Annotated in this window: 18 protein-coding genes; 11 read left to right on the forward strand and 7 right to left on the reverse strand. The window is 73.4% G+C overall.

What is annotated here, in order from left to right:
- Positions 1-104 precede the first annotated feature (104 nt).
- The 3 genes from ACZ4M8_RS06595 to ACZ4M8_RS06605 all read right to left on the reverse strand — a co-directional run bounded on the left by ACZ4M8_RS06595 (position 105) and on the right by ACZ4M8_RS06605 (position 1,447).
- Positions 105-614 carry a MarR family winged helix-turn-helix transcriptional regulator gene (locus ACZ4M8_RS06595; RefSeq protein ID WP_467603896.1) on the reverse strand — a complete coding sequence of 170 codons (510 nt, stop codon included), beginning with the start codon at positions 612-614 and terminating at the stop codon, positions 105-107.
- Positions 615-782: 168 nt separating this feature from the next.
- Positions 783-1,106 carry an MTH1187 family thiamine-binding protein gene (locus ACZ4M8_RS06600; protein WP_467603897.1) on the reverse strand — a complete coding sequence of 108 codons (324 nt, stop codon included), beginning with the start codon at positions 1,104-1,106 and terminating at the stop codon, positions 783-785.
- Positions 1,103-1,447, reverse strand: coding sequence for a DUF3817 domain-containing protein (locus ACZ4M8_RS06605; protein WP_467603900.1), 345 nt, complete (start codon positions 1,445-1,447; stop codon positions 1,103-1,105). The genes ACZ4M8_RS06600 and ACZ4M8_RS06605 overlap by 4 nt, the downstream gene beginning before the upstream one ends.
- A gap of 240 nt (positions 1,448-1,687) precedes the next feature.
- On the opposite strand from ACZ4M8_RS06605, the gene ACZ4M8_RS06610 reads away from it, so the two are divergent.
- From ACZ4M8_RS06610 to ACZ4M8_RS06625, 4 genes are all read left to right on the forward strand, one after another.
- A complete protein-coding gene (locus tag ACZ4M8_RS06610; protein WP_467603902.1) occupies positions 1,688-2,326 on the forward strand; it encodes an AIM24 family protein in 639 nt (212 codons plus the stop codon).
- Complete coding sequence (locus ACZ4M8_RS06615) at positions 2,326-2,976, forward strand: AIM24 family protein (RefSeq protein ID WP_467603904.1); 651 nt, start codon at positions 2,326-2,328, stop codon at positions 2,974-2,976. The genes ACZ4M8_RS06610 and ACZ4M8_RS06615 overlap by 1 nt, the downstream gene beginning before the upstream one ends.
- Positions 2,973-3,737 carry an AIM24 family protein gene (locus tag ACZ4M8_RS06620; protein ID WP_467603906.1) on the forward strand — a complete coding sequence of 255 codons (765 nt, stop codon included), beginning with the start codon at positions 2,973-2,975 and terminating at the stop codon, positions 3,735-3,737. Before ACZ4M8_RS06615 ends, ACZ4M8_RS06620 begins: the two co-directional genes overlap by 4 nt.
- Positions 3,738-3,881: 144 nt before the next feature.
- A complete protein-coding gene (locus ACZ4M8_RS06625) occupies positions 3,882-4,358 on the forward strand; it encodes a MarR family winged helix-turn-helix transcriptional regulator (RefSeq protein ID WP_467603908.1) in 477 nt (158 codons plus the stop codon).
- A 228-nt stretch (positions 4,359-4,586) separates the two neighbouring features.
- Here the strand turns inward: ACZ4M8_RS06625 and ACZ4M8_RS06630 are convergent, their stop codons facing one another.
- Together ACZ4M8_RS06630 and ACZ4M8_RS06635 are read right to left on the reverse strand one after the other, a co-directional pair.
- A complete protein-coding gene (locus ACZ4M8_RS06630; RefSeq protein ID WP_467603909.1) occupies positions 4,587-5,981 on the reverse strand; it encodes a sensor histidine kinase in 1,395 nt (464 codons plus the stop codon).
- Positions 5,974-6,663, reverse strand: coding sequence for a response regulator transcription factor (locus tag ACZ4M8_RS06635; RefSeq protein ID WP_467603910.1), 690 nt, complete (start codon positions 6,661-6,663; stop codon positions 5,974-5,976). Before ACZ4M8_RS06635 ends, ACZ4M8_RS06630 begins: the two co-directional genes overlap by 8 nt.
- 122 nt (positions 6,664-6,785) lie before the next feature.
- Between ACZ4M8_RS06635 and ACZ4M8_RS06640 the strand changes: the two genes are divergently transcribed.
- Positions 6,786-7,460, forward strand: a complete 675-nt coding sequence (locus ACZ4M8_RS06640; RefSeq protein ID WP_467603913.1) for a PepSY domain-containing protein — start codon at positions 6,786-6,788, stop codon at positions 7,458-7,460.
- A gap of 223 nt (positions 7,461-7,683) precedes the next feature.
- Here ACZ4M8_RS06640 and meaB read toward each other — a convergent pair whose 3' ends face one another.
- Both meaB and ACZ4M8_RS06650 read right to left on the reverse strand, forming a co-directional pair.
- Complete coding sequence (meaB, locus tag ACZ4M8_RS06645; RefSeq protein ID WP_467603914.1) at positions 7,684-8,640, reverse strand: methylmalonyl Co-A mutase-associated GTPase MeaB; 957 nt, start codon at positions 8,638-8,640, stop codon at positions 7,684-7,686.
- A gap of 69 nt (positions 8,641-8,709) precedes the next feature.
- Positions 8,710-9,885, reverse strand: coding sequence for an acetyl-CoA C-acetyltransferase (locus ACZ4M8_RS06650; protein ID WP_467605268.1), 1,176 nt, complete (start codon positions 9,883-9,885; stop codon positions 8,710-8,712).
- A gap of 173 nt (positions 9,886-10,058) precedes the next feature.
- Here ACZ4M8_RS06650 and mce point away from each other — a divergent pair, with 173 nt between their 5' ends.
- From mce to ACZ4M8_RS06680, 6 genes are all read left to right on the forward strand, one after another.
- A complete protein-coding gene (gene mce, locus ACZ4M8_RS06655) occupies positions 10,059-10,499 on the forward strand; it encodes a methylmalonyl-CoA epimerase (RefSeq protein ID WP_345086139.1) in 441 nt (146 codons plus the stop codon).
- 236 nt (positions 10,500-10,735) lie between these two features.
- Positions 10,736-14,995: a polarized growth protein Scy gene (gene scy / locus ACZ4M8_RS06660; RefSeq protein ID WP_467603917.1), complete on the forward strand. Its 4,260-nt coding sequence runs from the start codon at positions 10,736-10,738 to the stop codon at positions 14,993-14,995.
- A gap of 114 nt (positions 14,996-15,109) precedes the next feature.
- Positions 15,110-16,045: a cellulose-binding protein gene (locus ACZ4M8_RS06665; RefSeq protein ID WP_467603920.1), complete on the forward strand. Its 936-nt coding sequence runs from the start codon at positions 15,110-15,112 to the stop codon at positions 16,043-16,045.
- Positions 16,046-16,166: 121 nt separating this feature from the next.
- Positions 16,167-17,168, forward strand: a complete 1,002-nt coding sequence (locus ACZ4M8_RS06670) for an ABC transporter ATP-binding protein (protein ID WP_467603922.1) — start codon at positions 16,167-16,169, stop codon at positions 17,166-17,168.
- 2 nt (positions 17,169-17,170) lie between these two features.
- Complete coding sequence (locus tag ACZ4M8_RS06675; protein ID WP_467605269.1) at positions 17,171-17,941, forward strand: ABC transporter permease; 771 nt, start codon at positions 17,171-17,173, stop codon at positions 17,939-17,941.
- A gap of 143 nt (positions 17,942-18,084) precedes the next feature.
- Positions 18,085-19,320, forward strand: coding sequence for an ATP-binding cassette domain-containing protein (locus tag ACZ4M8_RS06680; protein WP_467603924.1), 1,236 nt, complete (start codon positions 18,085-18,087; stop codon positions 19,318-19,320).
- Positions 19,321-19,422: the final 102 nt, after the last annotated feature.

Consider the following 19,422-nt stretch of genomic DNA (forward strand, 5'->3'; position numbering starts at 1 on the left):
CCCCGGGGCACGGCGGCGGCCGGCGGGACGCGGGGCGGAACGGGGCCGGCCGCCGCCGGACGGGCCCGGTGCGCGGCCCGGCGGCCCGGCGGCGGGCGGCTCCGTCAGTCCTCGGCGAAGTCTCCCGCGGCGACGCGCAGCGGGCGGAGCATCGCGAAGATCTCGGCGCACTCCTCGGCGTCGTACGCGCCCAGTCCGAAGTCCATCGCCATCAGGTCGCGGGTGGCGGCGTCGCACACCTCGCGGCCCTTGGCGGTGATGGTGGCGAGGGTGCCGCGGCCGTCGTTGGGGTTGGGCCGCTTGGCGACCAGACCCGACCTGACCAGCCGGTCGACGGTGTTGGTGACCGAGGTCGGGTGGACCATCAGCCGCTCGCCGATCTTCGACATCGGCAGCTCACCGGCCTTGGAGAAGGTCAGCAGCACGAGCGCCTCGTAGCGCGCGAAGGTCAGACCGTACGGCTTGACCACCGCGTCCACCTCGGCCAGCAGGATCTGCTGGGCCCGCATGATCGAGGTGATCGCGGCCATCGACGGCACGGCGCCCCAGCGCTGCCGCCAGAGTTCATCGGCGCGCGCGATGGGATCAAAAGCAAGACTGAGCGGCTTCGACACGCCGCCGACCCTACCGGGCGGTCATATACCGGTCCGACGCGTCTCGGGATACGGGCGGGCGGCCGGTGGGCCGGGAACGCGGACGGCCCGCCCGGTGCCGCCGCGTCCCGTACGGGAGGGCGGCGGCCCGGCGGGCCGTGGGGCGGGCGGCGCGGCGGCCGCGCGCGGTCAGGCGGAGGTGTCGCCGTCCGCCGGGGCGCCGGCGGAGAGGTGGCGTTCGACGGTGGCGACCTTCGAGGTCAGGCCGTCGGTGACGCCGGGGCGGATATCGGCCTTGAGGACGAGGGAGACCCGGCCCGCGCGGGCCTCGACGGCGGCGACGGCGCGCTTGACCACATCCATCACCTCGTCCCACTCGCCCTCGATCGAGGTGAACATGGCGTCGGTGCGGTTGGGCAGGCCGGACTCGCGGACGACGCGGACGGCGTCGGCGACGTACTCGCCGACGTCCTCGCCCACGCCCAGCGGGCTGACCGAGAAGGCGACGATCATGCGTTGACCGTCCCCTCGCGGCGGGCGCGGGCGGCGATGACGGAGCTCTCCGCCTCGCGCTTGAGCTTGCGCTCGGCGAAGAAACCGCCGGTGGGCAGCACCGAGAGGATGAAGTAGAGGGCGGCGGTCCTCAGGTCCCACTTGGTGCGGTTCCAGGCGTCCAGCCAGAAGAGGACGTAGAGGACGAACAGCACGCCGTGGACCATGCCCATGACCATGACGCCGTCGAAGCTGGTGGTGCGCTTGAGGACCGAGCAGCACAGCAGCAGGAGGAAGGAGATCGCCTCGGGGGCGGAGATCAGGCGGAGCCGGTGGAGTGCGGCGGCGGTCTTGATGTCCACGGGAACCTCGTTCGGGTGGCAGGTGGCGGCAGGCGGAGGGGCACAGCGCTTGTGCAAGAGTTCACAAGGCTGCCGTCCATTGTTACAGCCGCGCCGCGACCGGCCGCGCCGGGGGCCTGACGACGGTCCCGTAGGGGATCGGCGGCGTCCGGCGTCCGGGTCGGATGGGGGCGATCCCCCAGCGGATCAGGGGTCGGCGGGCCTCCCGCGGCGGGTGACCCTGCGGCTACCGTCTGGGACGTGGCTCAGTTTCGGCTCCACGGGAGCAAGGTGCTCGCCGTCGACATGAACGGCGACGCCGTCAAGGCGAAGAACGGCGCGATGGTCGCGTACGAGGGACAGATGTCTTTCAGGAAGAAGACCGGAGGGGGTGAGGGGCTGCGCGGGATGGTCACCCGGCGGCTGACCGGTGAGCAGATGGCCGTCATGGAGGTGAAGGGGCAGGGCACCTGCTACTTCGCCGACCGCGCGAGCGAGATCAATCTGGTGCAGCTGCGCGGCGAGAAGCTGTACGTCGAGGCCAGCAATCTGCTGTGCACCGACGCCGCGCTGCGCACCGGCACCACCTTCACCGGGCTGCGCGGCGCCTCACAGGGCAACGGCCTGTTCACCACCACCGTGGAGGGCACCGGGCAGGCGGCGCTGCTCTCCGACGGCCAGGCGGTGGTCCTGCGGGTGACCCGGGAGTATCCGCTCCAGGTCGACCCGGGCGCGTACATCGCGCACACCGGCGGTCTCAAGCAGCACTTCCAGTCCGGGGTGAACTTCCGCACGTTCCTGGGCGAGGGTTCCGGCGAGGCGTTCCAGATCCGTTTCGAGGGCGAGGGTCTGGTGTACGTCCAGCCCAGCGAGCGCAACACCGTCGGCGGTGAGGTCTGATGCCGTTCACGGTGCTCAACTCCCGCATGGTTCAGGCGCGGGTGACCCCGGGGGCGCGGCTGTACAGCCAGCGCGGCGCGATGCTCGCCTACCGCGGTGAGGTCTCCTTCACGCCGAACATCCAGGGCGGTCAGGGCGGTATCGGCTCGATGATCGGCCGCCGGCTGGCGGGCGAGGCCACACCGCTGATGACGGTGGAGGGCGACGGCACGGTGATGTTCGGCCACGGCGGCCATCACGTCCAGGTCATAGACCTCACCGGCGAGACGCTGTACGTCGAGGCGGACCGGCTGCTGGCGTTCGACGGTGCGCTGCGGCAGGGCACGATGTTCATGGGCTCGCAGGGCGGGGTGATGGGCATGGTCCGCGGCCAGGTGACCGGCCAGGGGCTGTTCACCACCACGCTGCAGGGGCACGGTTCGGCGGCGGTGATGGCCCACGGCGGCGTCATCGAGTTGCCGATCACCCCGCAGCGGCCGGTCCACGTCGATCCGCAGGCGTACGTCGCCCACCGCGGTGAGGTGCGCAACAAGCTCTCCGCCGCGCTCGGCTGGCGGGAGATGGTGGGCCGCGGCTCGGGCGAGGCGTTCCAGCTGGAGCTGTCGGGCCAGGGCACCGTCTACGTACAGGCGTCGGAGGAGAAGCTGTGAGTACACCCGTCGTCCACGACGTCCACACACTGCCGCGGAACGACAACGTCAATCCCTACGCGTTCTCGGTGGAGTTGGAGGGCCGGTGGTTCCTGCAGAAGGGGAAGATGATCGCGTACTACGGCGCGATCGATTTCCACGGCATCGGGCACGGTCCGCTGGAGCGGCTGGTCGCGACGAGTTTCCACTCCCCGCTGCACGCGGCGGACTGGGTGGTGGCCGAGGGCCGGGGCAAGATGGTCCTCGCCGACCGGGCGTTCGATGTGAACTCCTACGACCTCGACGACGGCAACCTCACCATTCGCTCCGGCAATCTGCTCGCCTTTCAGCCATCTCTGTCGCTGAAGCAGTCGATCATCCCGGGTTTCCTGACGCTGCTGGGCACCGGCACGTTCGTGGCCGCCTCCAACGGCCCGGTCGTCTTCGTCGAACCGCCGGTCCGGGTGGACCCGCAGGCCCTCGTCGGCTGGGCGGACTGCCCCTCGCCGTGCCATCACTACGACCACCAGTACCTGCGGGGATTCCTCGGCGGTGTCCGGGCGCACACGGGGCTGGGCGGGGTGTCGGGCGAGGAGCACCAATTCGAGTTCGTGGGCGCCGGTACGGTCCTGCTGCAGTCGACGGAGCAGATGATGGCGGAGCGGCCCACGGGTGAGGTGGTGCCGGAGGCGGGCGTTCCCGGGGGAGGTGGGGGAGGTGGCTCACAAGTACCACAGCTGCCGGGCGCGCTCGGTGGTCTCCAGCAACGTTTCGGGCTGTGAACGGTAGTCTGCGCAGGGTGAGCGGCTCGAACGTCTGAATCAGCCGCGTCCGGCCGCGGGGAGCCGGACCGGCGACCCCTGTGCGCTCCGTCCGATCCACCCGATTTTATTTCATTATTCAACTTTCACGGGTAGAATTCCTCCATGACGACCGACAGCGACACCCCCTGGCTGACCGACCAGGAACAGCGCGCCTGGCGTACCCATCTGGACGTCAGCCGGCTGCTGATGCACCAACTGGAGCGCGATCTCCAGCCGTTCGGGCTGACCAACAACGACTACGAGATCCTCGTCAACCTCTCCGAGGCCGAGGGCCACCGGATGCGGATGAGCGATCTCGCGTCGAGCACCCTGCAGTCCAAGAGCCGCCTCTCGCACCAGATCACCCGCATGGAGAACGCCGGTCTGGTCCGCCGTGAGCACTGCGAGTCGGACCGCCGCGGGCTCTACGCCGTCCTGACCGAGGAGGGCTGGGAGACCATGCGCCGGGTCGCGCCGCACCACGTCGCCTCGGTCCGCCGGCACTTCATCGACCTCTTCACCCCGGAGGGCCTGACGCAGCTGCACGCCTCGCTGAGCCCGGTCGCCGCCCGGCTGCGGGAGCAGCGCGGCACCCTCTGAGCCCACCCGCCGCGGTCCGCCCCCGGGCCGCGGCACGGGCCCCGGGCCACGGCGCCGGACCACGCGGCAGCGCGCCCCCGGACCGGACCGCGCCCCCGGCCGCGTTCCCGGAGCGCGTTCCCGGCTCCGCCCGGTCGCAAAACCGGCCCGTACGGCGGTCCGGCCCGCGGCCCCTCCCCGCCCGCGCCCCGCCTCGTCCGCCGCCCACCGACCCCGCTCCCCCGCAGGTCAGCGCGGTGCCGGCAGCCGCAGTTCGAAGACCGAGCCCTCGCGTACCCGCAGGGAGCCGCCGTGCCGTCCGGCGACGTCCCGGGCGATGGCCAGGCCGAGACCGGCGCCGCCGTCGTCCCGCGCCCGCGCGTCGTCCAGCCGGACGAACCGCTCGAAGATCCGCTCGCGGTCGCCGGGCGGCACACCCGGGCCGTCGTCATCGACCCGCAGCACCGCCTCCGCGCCCTCGCGGACCACCTCGACGCGGACCGCCGAGACGGCGTGGCGCTGCGCGTTGTCCAGGAGGTTGCCCAGCACCCGGACCAACTGGCTCCGGGAACCGGTCACCTCCGCCTCGTCCAGCCGTCCGACGGTGACGGCGATCCGGTCGGCGGTCCGCTGCGAGGTCTCCTCGCGCACCAGGGCGGCCAGCGCGACCGGGGCCCCCGCGGGCCGCTCCCCCGCGTCCAGCCGGGCCAGCAGCAGCAGATCGGCGGCGAGCTGCTGAAGCCGTACGGTGTCCTCGACCGCGCCCGGGACGTCCAGCAGCTCCGGGTGGGCGGCGCCCACCTCCAGCTGGGTGCGGAGGCTGGCGATCGGGCTGCGCAGCTCGTGGGAGGCGTCGGCGACGAAGCGGCGCTGCCGCTCGACTGAGGTCTCCAGCGCCGCCAGCGTCTCGTTGGTGGTCCGCGCCAGCCGCCCGATCTCGTCCCGCGCCGCGGGCACCGGCACCCGGCGGCCCAGGTCCGCGCTCGCGGTGATCGCGGCCATCTCGCTCCGGATGCCCTCGACGGGCCGGAGCGCCCGCCGGGTCACCAGCCAGGTCACCGCGGCCACGACGAGCAGCAGCGGCGCCAGGCCGAGGAACATCGCGGTCCGCAGCGAGCCCACCGTCTCCTGGGCCGGGGCCAGCGGCGCCCCCGCGCGCACCACGGCCTTACGACCCGCGCTGTCCTCCGCCTCGACGGTGGCGAAGCGGTAGGCGGCGCGGTGGCCGTCGACGGTGGCCGTGCCGTCGGCCGTCCGCACGTCGTCGTCCACCTCACCGTGGTCGCCGCCCCCGCGCCCGCCCCCGCCCTCGTCGGAGCCGGAGCCGTCGGGCGCGCCGTCGAACCGCTTCCCGTCGATCTCCTCCACGTCGTCGCCCACGCCCAGCGGCCGGCCGTCGTCGTCGGTCACCACCACCGGGCGGTCGTCGCCGTCCGGCAGGTCCAGATCGCCGTGGACGGAGCCGGTGGCGATGCGGACGGCGACGGCGCGGGCGGCGACCTCGGCCTGGAGGTCGGCCTGGTCGCGGAGGTTGCCACGCAGCACCAGCAGCAGTGCCGTACCGGCCGCGACCAGGGCCAGCGCCACCACCAGCGTCGCGCCGGCCGTCGCGCGGGCGCGTACCGAGCCGAACGCCTCACGCATCGGTCACCAGCCGGTACCCGGCGCCGCGCACCGTGCGGATGTACCCGGCGCCCAGCTTGCGGCGGAGTGCGCTGATGTACACCTCGATGATGTTGAGGTCGCCCTCGTACGCGAAGTCCCAGACGTGGTCGAGGATCGCGGCCTTGGAGACGACCTCTCCGGCGCGCAGCGCGAGCTGTTCCAGTACGGCGAACTCCTTCGCGGTCAACGCCACCTCCTCGCCGTCCCGCAGCACGGTGTGCGCGCCCTGGTCGACGGTGAGCGAGCCGATCCGCAGGACCGGCGCGGCCGACCGCCCGTGGCGCCGCAGCAGGGCCTTGATCCGCGCGACGAGGACCACGTACGAGAACGGCTTGGTGAGGTAGTCGTCGGCGCCGGTGTCGAGCCCCTCGGCCTCGTCGTACTCGCCGTCCTTGGCGGTCAGCATCAGGACGGGGACGTCGCTCCCGGCGGCGCGCAGGGCGGCGCAGACGCGGTAGCCGTTCAGGCCCGGCAGCATGATGTCGAGGACGATCAGGTCGTAGGAGCCGTCGCCCGCGCGGCGCAGGCCCTCGGTGCCGTCGTGCACCACGTCGACGGCGTAGCCCTCGGCGATCAGACCGCTCGCCAGCGCGCGGGCCAGCCGTTTCTCGTCCTCGACAAGGAGCAGGCGGAAGGGGCGCGCGGGCGTGGGATCAGGCATGCGCCCAGCTTCGCACCCCGTTCCTGAAGCGTTCTTCAGGGGCCTTCAGCTCCGCTTCAGCTCGGTTTTGCGACGGTGTGGTCATCGCCGAACACCGCCGATCTCAGGGGAGCACACCGACCATGAAGCGCCGTATCGTCCTCGCCGTCACCGCCGCCGCCGTCCTCATCGCCGGGGGCGCCACCACCGCCGTCGCCGTCAACACCGGCAGCGGCCCCGGCAGCCCGCAGTCCGGTGCCCGGACCACCGCACAGCTCGCCGCGACCGCCGGGGCGAACGGCGCCGCCGCCGAGGACCACGAGGACGCCGCCGAGGCCCGGCAGGCCGCCGGGGTGCGGACCACCGCCGCCCAGGCCGCCACCGCCGCGGTGCGGGCGGTTCCCGGCACCGTCACCGAGATCGAACTGGACGAGGAGCACGGCGCCCTGGTCTGGGAGGCGGACGTCCTCGGCCGCGACGGCGCCTGGCACCACCTGACCCTCGACCCGCTCACCACCCGCGTGACCGGCTCCCACACCGACCGGGACACCAGCGGCGCGCACGGCCAGGACCGGGTGCGGGCGGCGCTGCGCGGCACCACGGTGGACGCGGCGTCCGCCGCCCGCGCCACCGGCCAGGGACGCGGCACGGTGACGTCCGTCGACTTCGAGGACGACCACGGCACCAAGGCCGTCTGGGAGGTCGAGACCGTCACCCGCGACGGCAGGGAGCACACCTACCTCGTCGACCCGCGCTCCGCCGCGGTGAGCGCCGCCCCGGCGGACGACGACCACGACGACGACCAGGACGACGACTGAAGGCACCGGTGAGGGACGCACGGCCGTGGCCCCGGCCCCGCATCGCGCGGGGGCTGGGCCACGGCCGTCTCTCGTGTCGCGGGGCCACGGGCGTGCCCGGAGCGGCAGACGTACGCGGGGCTCCCGCGGGCGTACGCGGCGGGGCGAGGGCCGAGCGGCGGCAGGCACCGGCGGCGGTCCGGACCCGCCGCCCGGATCGCGCGCCCGCCCCGCACCGCCCGCCTCAGGCGCCCGTGAGCCCCGCGATCAGCTCGTCCGCCGCCTGGTACGGATCGCTCTCACCTGCGACGATGCGGTCCGCGAGGGCTTCCAGACGGCGGTCGCCGTGCAGATCGCCGATCCGTTCGCGCAGCGCCGTCACCGCGATAGTCTCGACCTCCTGGGCGGCGCGGGCGTGGCGGCGCCGGGCCAGGACGCCGTGCTCCTCCATCCACGCCCGGTGCTTCTCCAGCGCCTCGACGACCTCGTCGACGCCCTGCGCGCGCGCCGCGACGGTCTTGACGATCGGCGGCCGCCAGTCCCCGGCGGACCGCGCGGCGCCCAGCCCGAGCATGTGGTTCAGCTCCCGGGCGGTGGCGTCCGCGCCGTCCCGGTCGGCCTTGTTGACCACGTAGACGTCGCCGATCTCCAGGATTCCGGCCTTCGCCGCCTGGATGCCGTCGCCCATGCCCGGCGCCAGCAGCACCACGCTGGTGTCCGCCTGCGAGGCGATCTCCACCTCGGACTGGCCGACACCGACCGTCTCGACGAGCACCACCTCGCACCCGGCCGCGTCCAGCACCCGGATCGCCTGCGGCGCCGCCCAGGCGAGACCGCCCAGATGGCCGCGGGTGGCCATCGACCGGATGTAGACACCGGGGTCGGAGGCGTGCTCGCTCATCCGGACCCGGTCGCCCAGCAGCGCCCCGCCGGAGAACGGCGAGGACGGGTCGACGGCCAGCACCCCGACCCGCTTCCCGGCCTTGCGGTATGCGGTGACCAGCGCCGACGTGGTGGTGGATTTGCCGACGCCGGGCGAGCCGGTCAAGCCGACGACGTAGGCGTTTCCGGTCAACGGCGCCAGCGCCGCCATCACCTCCCGCAGGTGCGGGGAGGCGCCCTCCACCAGGGAGATCAGCCGGGCCACCGCCCGGGGCCGGCCCTGCCGTGCCTGCTCCACCAGCTGCGGGACGTCCACCATCGCTGCTCGGCTCCTTCGGCCTCTACGGTTCGTACGAACAGTGCGTTCACCGGCGCGGGCCGGCGGTGCTCACTTCCCCGGGACGCGGATGATCAGCGCGTCGCCCTGGCCGCCACCGCCGCACAGGGCGGCCGCGCCGGTGCCGCCGCCGCGCCGCTTCAGCTCCAGCGCGAGGTGGAGGACGAGGCGGGCGCCGGACATGCCGATGGGGTGGCCCAGCGCGATGGCGCCACCGTTCACATTCACCTTTTCGGGGGACACGCCGAGGTCCTTCACCGACTGCACGGCGACCGCGGCGAACGCCTCGTTGATCTCGATCAGATCAAGATCCTCGACGGTCAGCCCCGCCTTGCCGAGGGCGTGGTTGATCGCGTTGGACGGCTGCGACTGGAGGGAGTTGTCGGGGCCCGCGACATTGCCGTGCGCGCCGATCTCGGCGATCCACGCAAGGCCCAGCTCCTCGGCCTTGGCCTTGCTCATCACCACGACCGCGGCGGCGCCGTCGGAGATCTGCGAGGCGGACCCCGCGGTGATCGTGCCGTCCTTGGCGAAGGCCGGGCGGAGCTTGCCGAGCGATTCCTCGGTGGTCTCCGGGCGGATGCCCTCGTCCTGGCTGAAAACGACCGGATCGCCCTTACGCTGCGGGATCTCCACCGGGGTGATCTCCGCCTCGAAGATCCCGTTCTTCTGCGCGGCGGCGGCGCGCTGGTGGGAGCGGGCGGCGAAGGCGTCCTGCTCGGGCCGGGCGATGCCCAGGCGGGTGTTGTGCTTCTCCGTCGACTCCCCCATCGCGATGTTGTCGAACGCGTCGGTGAGGCCGTCGTGCGCCATCGCGTCGAGCATCTCCACGGCGCCGTACTTGTAGCCCTCGCGGGACTTCGGCAGCAGATGCGGGGCGTTGGTCATCGACTCCTGGCCGCCGGCGACGATCACGTCGAACTCCCCGGCGCGGATCAACTGGTCGGCCAGGGCCACCGCGTCCAGACCGGAGAGGCAGACCTTGTTGACGGTCAGCGCCGGGACGCTCATCGGGATACCGGCCTTGACGGCGGCCTGGCGGGCGGGGATCTGGCCCGCACCGGCCTGGAGCACCTGGCCCATGATCACGTACTCCACCTGGTCGCCGCCGATGCCCGCGCGGTCCAGCGCCGCCTTGATCGCCACCCCGCCGAGGTCGGCGCCGGAGAAGGTGCGCAGCGATCCCAGGAGGCGGCCCATGGGGGTGCGCGCCCCCGCCACGATCACGGAGGTGGTGCCGTTCGTGCCGTTCGTTGCAGACATGCGGTGCGGCCTTCCTTTGCAGGGAAGTTAACGAGGGTTCCCGTCAATGTACTGAGGGGTACGCGCCGGGTCACCGGCAAGGCGGTGTGACGGCGCGCACGTTGCGTAACCGGCCGTGCGGGCGGTGCACTGGAGCCATGCTGACGCGAATCGACCACATCGGGATCGCCTGTTTCGACCTGGACCGGACCGTCGAGTTCTACCGTGCCACCTACGGCTTCGAGGTGTTCCACTCCGAGGTCAACGAGGAGCAGGGCGTCCGCGAGGCGATGCTCAAGATCAACGAGACGTCGGACGGCGGCGCCTCCTACCTCCAGCTCCTGGAGCCCACCCGCGAGGACTCCGCGGTCGGCAAGTGGCTCGCCAAGAACGGTGAGGGCGTGCACCACATCGCCTTCGGCACCGCCGACGTCGACACCGACGCCGCGGACATCCGCGACAAGGGCGTCCGGGTCCTCTACGACGAGCCGCGGAAGGGCTCCATGGGGTCCCGGATCACGTTCCTGCACCCCAAGGACTGCCACGGCGTGCTCACCGAACTGGTCACCGCCGCCCCCTCCGCCCCGGACGAGCACTGACCTTTGCCTCCCCCGGCCGGTAGAGTGCAGCTTCGGCCGGGGTACGAGGTGCTCACGCACGGTGCGAGCGCTTCCAGGGGACGGTGCTCGGTCCATACTCCGCCGATGATCTGACACCATTTCTTCGGAAGGGCCGGCTCCGGGGGCGCAGCCCCGTACGACATGACGTGTACGGGCCCGCGCCGCAGCACCGGGGACGGCCGCCACCATGACCATGGGACGGATGGGACCGCGCAGTGCGGGGCAACGAGCGCCAGGAGCGTCAGCGGGCTGAGGCCGATCACCTCTCGCGGTTCGAGGCCGAGATGGAGCGGCTGAAGACCGAGCGGGACAAGGCCGTCCAGCACGCCGACGACCTCGGCTATCAGGTCGAGGTGCTGCGCGCCAAGCTGCACGAGGCGCGCCGCACGATCGCGAGCCGGCCCGCCTACGACAATGTCAGCCACCAGGCCGAGCAGCTGCTGCGCAACGCCCAGATGCAGGCCGAGCAGTTGCGCGCCGACTCCGAGCGCGAGCTGCGCGAGGCGCGGGCGCAGACCCAGCGCCTCCTACAGGAGCAGGCCGAGCGGCAGTCCCGCATGGAGGCCGAGCTGCACGCCGAGGCGGTCGCCCGCCGCCAGCGGCTCGACGAGGAGCTGAACGAGCGCCGCCAGACCGTCGAGTCGCACGTCAACGAAAACGTCGCCTGGGCCGAGCAGTTGCGCGCCCGTACGGAGGCCCAGGCCCGCCGGCTGATGGACGAGTCGCGGGCCGAGGCCGAGCAGACGCTGTCGGCCGCGCGGGCCGAGGCCCAGCGGCTGGCCGAGCGGGCCCGCGAGCGGCTGGACACCGCGGCGGAGGAGGCCCGCGGTGAGGCGGAGGCCATCCTGCGCCGGGCGCGGGCCGACGCCGAACGGCTGCTGAACGCCGCCTCCGTACAGGCCCAGGAGGCCACCGAGCAGGCGGAGCAGCTGCGTTCGAGCGCGGGCAGCGAGTCGGAGGAGGCGCGGCGCGCCGCCGCCGAGCTGACCCGCAGCGCCGAGGCGCGGCTGAAGGAGGCCGACACGGCGCTGCGCGAGGCGCGCGCCGAGGCCGAGAAGCTGGTCGAGGAGGCGCAGCAGAACGCCACCAAGCGGCTGTCGGCCACCGAGTCGGAGAACGAGCAGCGCACCCGTACCGCCAAGGCGGAGATCGCCCGGCTGGTCAGCGAGGCGACCAAGGAGGCCGAGGCGCTGCGGGCCGAGGCCGAGCAGCTGCGCGCGGACGCCGCGGCCCAGGCCGAGCGGCTGGTCGACGAGGCGCGCGAGGAGGCCCGTTCCAAGGCGGCGGAGGACTCCGCGGCGCAGCTGGCGAAGGCCGCGCGGACCGCCGAGGAGGTGCTGACCAAGGCGTCCGAGGACGCCAAGGCCACCACGAAGGCGGCAGCCGAGGAGGCCGAACGGCTGCGCAGCGAGGCCGAGTCGGAGGCCGACCGGCTGCGCGAGGAGGCGCACGACACCGCCGAGCAGCTCAAGGGCGCGGCGAAGGACGACACCAAGGAGTACCGCGCCAAGACCGCCGAACTCCAGGAGGAGGCGCGGCGGCTGCGCGGCGAGGCGGAGCAACTGCGCGCCGACGCCGTCGCGGAGGGCGAGCGGATCCGCGGCGAGGCGCGCCGCGAGGCCGTCCAGCAGATCGAGGAGGCGGCCGGGTCCGCCGAGGAGCTGCTGACCAAGGCGAAGGCGGACGCCGAGGAGACCCGTACCAAGGCCGGTGCGGAGAGCGAGCGGGTCCGTACCGAGGCCATCGAGCGGGCCACCGCGCTGCGCCGCCAGGCCGAGCAGGCGCTGGAGCGGGCGCGGGCCGAGGCCGAGGAGCTGCTGACCGAGGGCGCGCAGGCCGCCGAGCTGGTCGCGTCGGAGGCGGAGGAGTCCGCGGCGCGGCTGCGCGAGGAGACCGAGGCGGCCGTCACGGAGCTGCGCACACAGGCGCAGGCCGAGCTGGACCGGCTCACCGCCGACGCCGAGGAGAAAGCCGCGTCGGCCGAGGAGGCGCTGCGCCAGGCCCGCGCCGAGGCGGAGCGGCTGCGCCGTGAGACCCAGGAGGAGGCGGCCCGGCTCAAGACGGAGGCCGCCGAGCGGCGCCGTACGCTCCAGCAGCAGGCCGAGGAGGAGGCCGAGCGGCTGCGGGCCGAGGCCGCGCGGGACGCGTCGGCGGCCCGTACGGAGGGCGAGTCCGCCGCCGAGCGGCTGCGCGAGGAGGCCGCGGCCGAGGCGGAGCGGCTCAAGGACCGGGCGCAGGAGAGCGCCGACCGGATCCGGACGGAGGCCGAGGCCGCCGCCGAGCGGGCCGGCAGCGAGGCCGCCGAGGCGCTGTCCGCGGCGCAGGAGGAGGCCGCGCGGCGCCGCCGGGAGGCCGAGCAGCTGCTGGGCGAGGCCCGCGAGGAGGCCCACCAGGAGCGCACCGCGGCGCGGGAGCAGAGCGAGGAGCTGCTGGCGTCGGCGCGCACCCGCGTCAGCGAGGCGCAGGCCGAGGCGGAGCGGCTGGTCGGCGAGGCCGAGCAGCGTTCCGAGGAGCTGGTGGCGGCCGCCGAGACCGCCGCCCAGCAGGTGCGGGACGCGGTCGCCGGGCTGCACGGGCAGGCCGAGGAGGAGATCGCCGAGCTGCGGTCGGCGGCCGAGCAGGCCGCGGAGCGGACCCGGACCGAGGCCGGTGAGGAGGCCGAGCGGGTCCGCGCGGACGCCTACGCCGAGCGGGAGCGGGCCTCCGCGGACGCCACCCGGGTGCGCGAGGAGGCGCAGGAGGCGTCCCGCGCCGCGCGGGAGCTGGCGGAGCGGACGGTCACGGAGGCCATCGAGGAGGCCGAGCGGCTGCGCGCCGAGGCCGCCGGGGTGCTCGACGAGGCCCGCCGGGACGCGGGCACCGCCCGTACGGAGGCCGCCGAGCAGGCCGACCGGCTCGTCACGGAGGCGACCGCGCAGGCCGAGAAGCTGGTCGCGGACGCCACCGCCAAGGCGCAGCAGCTGCGTACCGACGCGTCGGACGCGCTGGCCGCCGGGGAGCAGGACGCGGCGCGGGCCCGTGCCGAGGCGCGCGGCGACGCCAACCGCATCCGCTCGGAGGCCGCGGAGCAGGCCGACCGGCTCGTCACCGAGGCCCGCGCCGAGGCCGAACGGATCGTCAACGAGGCGGCGGAGCTGACCTCTTCGGCGCAGGAGGACGCCGACCGTACGGTCAAGGAGGCCCAGGAGTCCGCCGAGCGGATCCGTACCGAGGCCGAGGAGCAGGCGCGGGCGCGGCTGGCCGAGGCGGCCGCGGAGGCGGAGCGGCTGCGCGCCGAGGCCGAGCAGGCGCTGGAGCAGGCCCGTACGGAGGCCGAGCGCACCGGCGACGAGGCGCGCAAGGCCGCCAACAAGACCCGTTCGGACGCCGCGGTCCAGGCCGACGAGTTGCTGACGGAGGCGGGCGCCGAGGCCGAGAAGCTGCGGACGGAGGCGGCCGAGACCGGCGCGCAGGCCGAGCGGGACGCCGACCGTACGCGGGCGGACGCCCGGGAGCAGGCCGACCACCTGGTGGCCACCGCCACCGCCGAGGCCGACCGGCTGCGGACGGAGGCCGCCGCGACGGTCACCGCCGCGCAGGAGCACGCCACCCGCACCCACACCGAATCGGCCAAGGTCAAGAAGGACGCCGAGGCCGAGGCGGAGCGGCTGCGGACCGCGGCGCAGCAGGAGGCCGACCGGCTGCTGGACGAGGCCCGCAAGGACGCCGCCAAGCGCCGCGCGGACGCCGCCGAGCAGGCCGATCAGCTGGTCGCCAAGGCCCAGGAGGAGGCCGTACGGGCGGCCGCGGCGGCCGAGGAGCAGGCCGACACGATGGTCGGCGCGGCCCGCAAGGAGGCGGGCCGCATCGTCACGGAGGCGACGGCGGAGGGCAACGCGCGGGTGGAGAAGGCCCGTACGGACGCCGATACGCTGCTGAGCGAGGCGCGTCAGGACGCCACCGCCATAAGGGAGCGCACCGAGGAGCTGCGCGCCCGCGTCGAGTCCGAGGTCGAGGAGTTGCACGACCGGGCGCGCCGGGAGTCGTCGGAGGCGATGAAGAACGCCGGCGAGCGGGTCGACAAGCTCATCGCGCAGGCCACGCAGCAGCAGGCCGAGGCCGAGGAGAAGGCCGAGAAGCTGGTGTCGGACGCGAACAGCGAGGCCAGCCGGGTGCGGATCGCGGCGGTGAAGAAGGCCGAGGGTCTGATCAAGGAGGCCGAGAACAAGCGGGCCGAGGCGGTGCGCAACGCGGAGCGGATGCGTGCGGAGGCCGAGGCGGAGGCCGCCCGGATCATCGAGGAGGGCCGTCAGGAGCTGGAGGTCCTCTCCCGCCGCCGCAAGGACATCAACACCGAGATCTCGCGGGTGCAGGACGTGTTGGAGGCCCTGGAGTCGTTCGAGACGCCGGGCGCCGGGGAGGGCAAGGCCGGGGGCGGCAAAACCGCCGCGGGAGCATCGTCAACTCGTTCGAGTGGCAAGCAGTCTGAAGGGTAGCCACTCAAATGAGGGGTCATTCTCCTCTTCAAACGGACATGGGCTCGATGACACGCCGGTCGGGCCCCTAGGATTCTCCTTATCACCTCACCGGTCTCTTTCGACAGGAACCCCATGAGCGACACTTCCTCCCCCTTCGGCTTCGAGCTCGTGCGGCGTGGGTACGACCGCGGTCAGGTGGATGACCGCATCACAAAGCTCGTCGCGGACCGCGACAGCGCGCTGTCCCGTATCACCTCGCTGGAAAAGCGGATCGAGGAGCTGCACCTCGAAACGCAGAACGCCCAGGCCCAGGTCACCGACGCCGAGCCGTCGTACGCGGGGCTCGGGGCCCGCGTGGAGAAGATCCTCCGTCTCGCCGAGGAGGAGGCAGCGGAGCTGCGCGAGGACGCCCGGCGCTCCGCCGAGCAGCACCGCGAGCTGGCCGAGTCGGCCGCCCAGCAGGTCCGTAACGACGCCGAGCAGTTCGCCGCCGAGCGCAAGGCGAAGGCCGAGGACGAGGGCTCGCGGATCGTCGAGAAGGCGAAGGGCGACGCGTCCACGCTCCGTTCCGAGGCGCAGAAGGACGCGCAGTCCAAGCGTGAGGAGGCGGACTCCCTCTTCGAGGAGACCCGCGCCAAGGCCGCGCAGGCCGCCGCGGACTTCGAGACCAACCTCGCCAAGCGCCGCGAGCAGTCCGAGCGGGACCTCGCCTCGCGTCAGGCCAAGGCCGAGAAGCGTCTCGCGGAGATCGAGCACCGCGCCGAGCAGCTGCGGCTGGAGGCCGAGAAGCTGCGTACGGACGCCGAGCGCCGGGCCCGTCAGACGGTGGAGACCGCGCAGCGTCAGGCCGAGGACATCGTGGCCGACGCCAACCAGAAGGCCGACCGGGTCCGCAGCGAGTCCGAGCGCGAGCTGGCGGCGCTCACCAACCGCCGCGACTCGATCAACGCCCAGCTCACCAACGTCCGCGAGATGCTGGCGACGCTGACCGGTGCGGCCGTGGCCGCCGCCGGCGCCCCGGACGACGAGACCGCCTCCCGCGGCATCCCGGCGCAGCAGTCCCACTGACGCCCGGTTCCGTTCCGTACGAGCGCCCCCGTTCCGCCGCGCAGGCGGTGCGGGGGCGCTCGGCCGTCCGGGCGGCGGCCGTCCGGTGGCGGGGGTATCCGGGCGGACTTAGCGTGCTTACATGATCGAGCTGGACGGGCTGACCAAGCACTACGGTGACAAGGTCGCGGTGGACCACCTCACCTTCACGGTGCGGCCGGGCATCGTCACCGGTTTCCTCGGCCCGAACGGCGCCGGCAAGTCGACCACCATGCGCATGATGCTGGACCTGGACAATCCGACGTCCGGTGCGGTGCGGATCGACGGGGTGCACTACCGCCGGCTGACGGATCCGCTGCGGTCCGTCGGGGCGCTGCTGGACGCGAAGGCGGTGCACGGCGGGCGCAGCGCGTACCACCATCTGCTCTGTCTGGCGCAGAGCAACGGTATTGCGCGCCGCCGGGTCGGCGAGGTGCTGGACACCGTCGGTCTGACCTCCGTGGCGAAGAAGCGGTCCAAGGGGTTCTCGCTCGGTATGGGCCAACGGCTGGGGATCGCGGCGGCGTTGCTCGGTGATCCGCGGGTGCTCCTCTTCGACGAGCCGGTCAACGGCCTCGACCCGGAGGGCATCCACTGGATCCGCAACCTGATGAAGAACCTCGCCGCCCAGGGCCGTACGGTCTTCGTCTCCTCGCATTTGATGAGCGAAATGGCGCTGACGGCGGACCACTTGGTGGTGATCGGGCGAGGGAAGCTGCTGGCGGACACGTCGATGCCGGAGTTCATCCGCGGTAACTCGCGCTCGTACGTACGGCTGCGGTCGCCGGAGCCGGAGCGGCTGCGGGATGTGCTGCACGCGGAGGGGATCGCGGCGGGCGAGGCGGCCGGCGGCGCGCTGGAGGTCGACGGGGAGCCGCCCGAGCGGCTCGGCGAACTGGCCGCCCGCCACCGTCTGGTGCTGCACGAACTGAGCCCGCAGCAGGCATCCCTGGAGGAGGCGTTCATGCAGCTGACGGCGGAGTCGGTGGAGTACCACGCGCACGACGGGGAGCCGGGCGGCGGCGCGGTGCCGGCCGCGCCGCCCGGTGTGACGGCCGCGTCCGGTGGCGGCTGGGGCGGCGACTGGCGGAAGAAGGGGAGTTGACGATGGCGGCGGTCGGGCAGGTGCTGCGGTCGGAGTGGACGAAGATCCGGTCGGTGCGGTCGACGGTGTGGACGCTGGGCATCGCGGTGGTCGTCACCGTCGCGCTGGGGGTGCTGATCTGCGCGCTGGCGGCGAACGACTTCGCGTCGATGCCGGTACGCGACCGGCTGACCTTCGACGCCACCAACGTGAGCTTCGCCGGGATGGGGCTGGGCCAGCTGGCGATGATCGTGTTCGGGGTGCTGGTCGTCTCCAACGAGTACAGCACCGGCATGATCCGCAGTTCGCTGGCGGCCGTACCGCAGCGGGGCACGTTCCTCTTCTGCAAGCTGGCGGTGGCGACCGCGCTGGTCTTCACCGTGGGCCTGGCGACCAGCTTCCTCGCGTTCTTCGCGGGACAGGCGATGCTCGGCGACCACCGGGCGTACCTCGGTGATCCCGGGGTGCTGCGCGCGGTGTTCGGCGGCGGGCTGTACATGACGATGATCGCGCTGTTCTCGATGGCGGTGGCGACGATGCTGCGCAGTCCGATGCTGTCGCTGGGCATCCTGATGCCGTTCTTCTTCCTCGTCTCCAACATCCTCGGCAACGTCTCCGCGACCCGGAAGATCGGCCGCTACCTGCCCGACCAGGCAGGCCAGAAGGTGATGCAGGTGATCCCGCACGACACCGATGTGCCGTACGGGCCGTGGGGCGGCTTCGGGATCATGGCGGTGTGGACGGCGACGGCGTTGATCTGCGGGTACGTCCTGCTGAAGCGGCGCGACGCCTGAGCAGGCGGTCCGCAGCGGCGGCGGGTGGCGGGTGCCGCCCGCCGCGCCCCGTTTTGGCGAGAACCGTCAAGGGACCGATAGCCTCCTAACCCTCACGGGGGCACGAGGGCGCCTCTGCCCCGACCATCTGCGAGGGGCGGAGAATGATCGAGGCAGTCGGCCTGACGAAGCGCTACGGCGCCAAGACGGCCGTGCACAACCTGTCGTTCCAGGTGCGGCCGGGCACCGTCACGGGCTTCCTGGGACCGAACGGTTCCGGCAAGTCCACGACGATGCGGATGATCCTGGGGCTCGACGCCCCGACGTCCGGCCACGCCACCATCGGCGGCCGCCCGTTCCGTCAGCTCCCCAACGCCCCGCGGCAGGTGGGCGCGTTGCTCGACGCCAAGGCGGTGCACGGCGGGCGCAGCGCGCGGGCGCATCTGCTGTCGCTGGCGCAGCTGTCGGGCATTCCGGCGCGCCGGGTCGACGAGGTCCTGGGCGTGGTCGGTCTGCAGGACGTCGCGGGGCGCCGCTCCAAGGGGTTCTCGCTCGGCATGGGACAGCGGCTGGGCATCGCCGCCGCGCTGCTGGGCGATCCGCAGGTGCTCCTCTTCGACGAGCCGGTCAACGGCCTCGACCCGGAGGGCATCCTGTGGGTGCGCAACCTGATGAAGCGGCTCGCCGCGGAGGGCCGTACGGTCTTCGTCTCCTCGCACCTGATGAGCGAGATGGCACTGACCGCCGAGCACCTGATCGTGATCGGCCGGGGTCAGCTGATGGCGGACATGCCGGTCAAGGACTTCATCTCGGCCAACTCCGCCGACTTCGCCCGGGTCCGTACCCCCGACACCGAGCCGGAGCAGCGCGAGAAGCTGACCGCGGCGCTCGGTGAGGCCGGTGCGCAGATCGCGCCCGAGCCGGACGGCGCGCTGCGGGTCTCGGGGCTGCCGCTCCCCCGTATCAGCGATCTCGCCCACGAGGCGGGCGTCCGGCTCTGGGAGCTGTCGCCGCACCAGGCGTCCCTGGAGGAGGCGTACATGCGCCTGACCCAGGGGGCGGTGGACTACCGCTCGACCGCCGACGCCCGCGCCGGGCTCCAGCAGCCCGCCGGCCATCCGCAGCAGCAGTTCGGCGGCGGGCCCGGCCTCCAGGGCGGACCGGCGCCGCAGGGCGCGGTCCCGGGCGCGCAGCCCAACCCGTACGCCCCCCAGGGCCCGTACGCGCCGCAGGCCGCTGGGGGCCAGGGGTATCCGCCGCCCGCGCAGGGCGGACCGGTGCCGCAGGGCCCGGTGCCCGGCGCGCAGCCGAACCCGTACGCCCCGCAGCAGGCCGCGGCCCCGATGCCGCAGGCCGCTCCCGCCGACATGACCGCGCCGCACCACGAGGAAGCCCGATGACCAGCCCTCAGCAGCCGCAGCCCGAGCGCGGCCCGAACGACGACGCCCCGGCGCAGGGCCCCGCCGCACCGGGTCAGCCGCCCGCCGCAGCGCCGCAGCCCC

This window comes from Streptomyces sp. NPDC027185, from assembly GCF_055567035.1.

What these genes read in the sequence shown, in the direction of transcription:
- ACZ4M8_RS06670 (WP_467603922.1), top strand. Translation starts at nt 16,167, where the DNA reads ATGATCGAGCTGGACGGGCTGACCAAGCACTACGGTGACAAGGTCGCG.
- ACZ4M8_RS06640 (WP_467603913.1), top strand. Translation starts at nt 6,786, where the DNA reads ATGAAGCGCCGTATCGTCCTCGCCGTCACCGCCGCCGCCGTCCTCATC.
- ACZ4M8_RS06600 (WP_467603897.1), bottom strand. Translation starts at nt 1,106, where the DNA reads ATGATCGTCGCCTTCTCGGTCAGCCCGCTGGGCGTGGGCGAGGACGTC.
- ACZ4M8_RS06635 (WP_467603910.1), bottom strand. Translation starts at nt 6,663, where the DNA reads ATGCCTGATCCCACGCCCGCGCGCCCCTTCCGCCTGCTCCTTGTCGAG.
- mce (WP_345086139.1), top strand. Translation starts at nt 10,059, where the DNA reads ATGCTGACGCGAATCGACCACATCGGGATCGCCTGTTTCGACCTGGAC.
- ACZ4M8_RS06665 (WP_467603920.1), top strand. Translation starts at nt 15,110, where the DNA reads ATGAGCGACACTTCCTCCCCCTTCGGCTTCGAGCTCGTGCGGCGTGGG.
- ACZ4M8_RS06625 (WP_467603908.1), top strand. Translation starts at nt 3,882, where the DNA reads ATGACGACCGACAGCGACACCCCCTGGCTGACCGACCAGGAACAGCGC.
- ACZ4M8_RS06680 (WP_467603924.1), top strand. Translation starts at nt 18,085, where the DNA reads ATGATCGAGGCAGTCGGCCTGACGAAGCGCTACGGCGCCAAGACGGCC.
- ACZ4M8_RS06630 (WP_467603909.1), bottom strand. Translation starts at nt 5,981, where the DNA reads ATGCGTGAGGCGTTCGGCTCGGTACGCGCCCGCGCGACGGCCGGCGCG.
- ACZ4M8_RS06615 (WP_467603904.1), top strand. Translation starts at nt 2,326, where the DNA reads ATGCCGTTCACGGTGCTCAACTCCCGCATGGTTCAGGCGCGGGTGACC.
- ACZ4M8_RS06675 (WP_467605269.1), top strand. Translation starts at nt 17,171, where the DNA reads ATGGCGGCGGTCGGGCAGGTGCTGCGGTCGGAGTGGACGAAGATCCGG.
- meaB (WP_467603914.1), bottom strand. Translation starts at nt 8,640, where the DNA reads ATGGTGGACGTCCCGCAGCTGGTGGAGCAGGCACGGCAGGGCCGGCCC.